Origin of the sequence: Mesorhizobium sp. M4A.F.Ca.ET.050.02.1.1, from assembly GCF_003997725.1 — a bacterium.
Taxonomy (GTDB): Bacteria; Pseudomonadota; Alphaproteobacteria; order Rhizobiales; family Rhizobiaceae; genus Mesorhizobium.
This window is the reverse complement of the sequence record NZ_RZSG01000654.1, coordinates 1-3,433: the sequence shown is the minus strand read 5'-3', so window position 1 is coordinate 3,433 and position 3,433 is coordinate 1. Positions and strand designations below refer to the sequence as shown.

General features: G+C 62.7%; 4 protein-coding genes. 2 read left to right on the top strand and 2 right to left on the bottom strand.

All coding sequences use genetic code 11. The features are described from left to right. Positions 1-870 (bottom strand): adenylate/guanylate cyclase domain-containing protein (locus EOA33_RS28765; protein WP_145989331.1); only part of this gene is annotated, 870 nt, incomplete at its 3' end. Between the two features lie 420 nt (positions 871-1,290). On the opposite strand from EOA33_RS28765, the gene EOA33_RS28760 reads away from it, so the two are divergent. Then, the gene (locus EOA33_RS28760) at positions 1,291-1,557 is read left to right on the top strand and encodes a PepSY domain-containing protein (RefSeq protein WP_127407181.1); all 267 of its coding nucleotides are present in this window, start codon (positions 1,291-1,293) and stop codon (positions 1,555-1,557) included. A 187-nt stretch (positions 1,558-1,744) separates the two neighbouring features. Beyond that, on the top strand, positions 1,745-2,182 hold the full coding sequence (locus EOA33_RS28755; RefSeq protein ID WP_189375465.1) for a hypothetical protein: 438 nt from the start codon (positions 1,745-1,747) through the stop codon (positions 2,180-2,182). Position 2,183: 1 nt separating this feature from the next. Here the strand turns inward: EOA33_RS28755 and EOA33_RS28750 are convergent. Then, positions 2,184-3,433, bottom strand: a 1,250-nt coding sequence (locus tag EOA33_RS28750) for a L,D-transpeptidase family protein (protein ID WP_127407179.1), incomplete at its 5' end; no start/stop codon positions are given.

The window sequence follows — 3,433 nt, the reverse complement described above, 5'->3', positions numbered from 1 at the left end:
GGTGTCGGCAAGCGAGGTGTTGAGGCGGATCTGGCTGCCATTGCGCGTCAGAGTGCCGCTGACGATGTAGCGCGCGCCAAGCGCGTTGCCGATTACCCGCGTGCCCAGGCTATCGTCGCGAAATTGGAAGCTAGAGCTCTTGGCGATCACTGAAAGCCATCTCGTGTTCGAGAGGCCGTAGATAATGTCCTCGGCGATGCCATCGGCCATGTAGCCGACGTCGCGCTCGCCACCATCGCCGGCGAAAGGCAGCACGGCAATCGCCGGCGGGCCTTTGGGCGGCGACTTTTGCTGGCTGACGGCTGGCGAAATGGCGGCGAGCGGCGCCGCTGGCGACGCATTGCCACCGCGGCCCGCTATCATCACCCGCACCGGCAGCGCGATGTTCTTCAGCATGAATTCGCCAAGGTCGGTGAATTCCGCCGCGGTCTTGTCCTTCACGTGGTGCCATGTCGTCTCCGAAATGGCGAGGCCGTCATGCGGCGCGAACTCCTGCAGCCTGGCGGCGATGTTGACGTCGTCGCCATAGAGGCGGCCCTCGCGCACGATGACGTCGCCGGTGTTGATGCCGGCGCGAAACGGCATGCGCATGTCCTCGGCGACGGCGGCGTTAAGCGCTACGATCCTACCCTGGAAATCGAAGGCGGCGCGCAAGGCTTCGATCGGATTGCCGAATTCGGCCATGATGCTGTCGCCGGCGTCGCCGAAAGTCCGGCCGCCAAACGCCACGCAGCTATCGGCGATAATGTCGCGTCGTTCCTCGAAAGCGGCGACGGCCAACTCGTCGTCGATGCCCATCAGCCGCGAGAATCCGACGGCATCGATAGAAATGATGGTCGCCAGCTGACGGGTGTAGTTCCGTTCAGCCATGGTCGAAGCCCCCGGTCCCTGCTTGCGGTCCAGCACAGGCGACTTCCGCTTTGTTGAACACTTCACCGTTTGCCGACGAATGATCGTCGGCAGGCTCGGCGCGCCGTTGCCACCCTGTTATGTTAGCAAGTCTAACAGGGTCTTCGCAAAAGCTCTACTACGATCAGCTAATTGAACGCAGCGCGCGGCCGCTTGCATGGTTAGCCGTTTGTTACTCAGGTTGTGCATTGTTAGCTCGCCCTTTCGTATTGGAATTACTGAATTTTCTCTATTTCAGCTGGGCCGAATGCACATGGCTCCGTCGTCACCCGCAGTCGCCAGGCCGCCCCTGGAACAGGCGTTGTACTCCACTGGCGGAACCAACAGGGACGCGGGCGAGTTCTTTACGGCATCCATGCCAGCACGAGATGAGGGGCAATCATGCGCACTGTTGTTTTGACGACCGGCCTTGCGGTTCTTCTCCTCGGTGGACCCGCCTTCGCGGCCGATGAAAGGCCGCTGCCGCCATCGAACGCCAAGAAGCTGTCGGAGATCATCGCCAAGGTCGAGCAACGTCCTGACTTCCGCTATGTGAAGGAGGTTGACTGGGACGGCGGTGTCTACACCGTTACCTACTATACGACCGACAAGGCGAAGGTCGAAATCTCCTACGACCCGGTGACCGCAGAACCGAGCGAGGCCAGATAGGACGCTGCGCCGCCACCATTCGACCATTCCGCACCGCGCACTCTCTGCGGATCGCGGCGGACCGGCGATGCCTGTCGTCGCCTCGCCTCCCCTTGCACAAAACCGGCTTTGATGGCTGACTGCTGCTCCACGGATGCGGGCACGGGGGTGCAGGGCAGTGGTAAAACACGTATTGAAGCGCGTCCTGATGATGCTTGCCGGCTATCTGGTGGCCGTTCTCGTCGGGCTGATCGCAGTAGCGGCGATCTATGGGATACTCAGTTCGCTGCCCAACGCGCCGGCCTATTTCGACCTCATGGGCGTCAGCCCGATCGCCGTGCTGCTGGTGCCGCCGCTCGGCATGTTCGTCTACTTCCTGACGATCATCCTGACGTGGATGCAGACCCTCGCCTTCGCCCTGATCGCGGAGTTTTTCTCGTTGCGCAGCTTCCTGCTGCACATGGTCTTCGGCGCCATTGCGGCGGCCGCAGGTTTCACGCTGATCTGGCCGGACGCGCCTGAGAGTCCCGAGCGCTGGGCCGACACTGGGATCATCGCCGCCGCCGGCCTGGTCGCCGGCCTGATCTATTGGCTGATCGCCGGGCGCGACGCCGGCTTCAGACGCCCGCTCTTCGAGCGCGCCTGAGCTAGCTCGCCGGAGAGCGCACCGCCTCGGTCGCGTCCAGCGCCTGCATCAGCCTCGTGTCACGGTCGTAGACGTCGTTGAAATACTCGACATTGCCGGACATGTCGGGCCAGGCGGTGAAATAGGCGACATAGACAGGGATGGTGCGGGTCACCTTTTCGGTCGAATGACCGTGCTTCAACTTCTCGGCGATGTAGTCGACCGAGGTGCCGAGCACCGCCGCCGCCATGCCGCGCGGATCCTGCAAGCGCACGCAGCCATGGCTGAGCGCGCGCATGTCGCGCTCGAAGAAGGATTTCTGCGGCGTGTCATGCATGTAGATGGCGTGCTTGTTGGGGAACAGGATCTTCAGCTCACCCAACGCATTGGCCTCGCTCGGCTGCTGGCGCACGCTGTAGGGGATGTTGGCGCCGTAGGCGCCCCAATTGACCGCCGATGACGGCACGCGCCGCCCGCTCGAATCCGTCACTTCATAGCCGGCACGGTCGAGATAGCCCGGATCGTTGCGCAGCCTGGGCAGCATCTCATTGACGATGATCGATTGCGGCACCCCCCAATAGGGATGGAAATCGACCTGTTCGATCTGGTCGTAGAAGAAAGCCGTCTGGTTGGTAACCTTGCCGACGACCGCGCGGGTTTTCAGCTTCTCCTCGCCATTGTCGATATAGGCGGCGGTGAAGGCCGGCTGGTTGATGAAGACACGCGGGCTGCCGAGATCGGACGGTAGCCAGCGCAACTCTTCCAGCGCGACCTCGACCTTGGTGATCTTGTCGGCTTTGGAAGTTCCGGCGAGCGACGCCACCGTACGCGGACCGATCACGCCGTCACCCTTCATGCCGGCCCGCTTCTGCACCGCCTTGATGACAGGCACCAGCTCGGGATCGTAGAGCTCGCTCTTGCCCAGCCTGGCAAGGACCTCGCCATAGTCGCCGCCCATCTCGTCATCTAGGTTGCGCGCGATCAGCGTCAGGACCTTGGGCAGTTCGGGACTGCTCTCGCCTGGCTTCAGCAACAGCTTGGGGTCGACGACGATCTCGTTTTCCTCGCTGGCCTGCAGCGCTTCCAGCTCGACGCGCAGCGCCTGATACTCCGCGTTCTGCGGATGGCGCGATTCCAGATAGGTGCGAACCTCCTGCGTGTGCGCAAGCGTCTTCAGCACGCCGTCCATGTCCAGCGGCTTGGCCGGGAAATCATAGTAGCCGGTCATCCGGTTGGGATCGACGCGGCCGCTCTGGGCATCATGGGCATAGC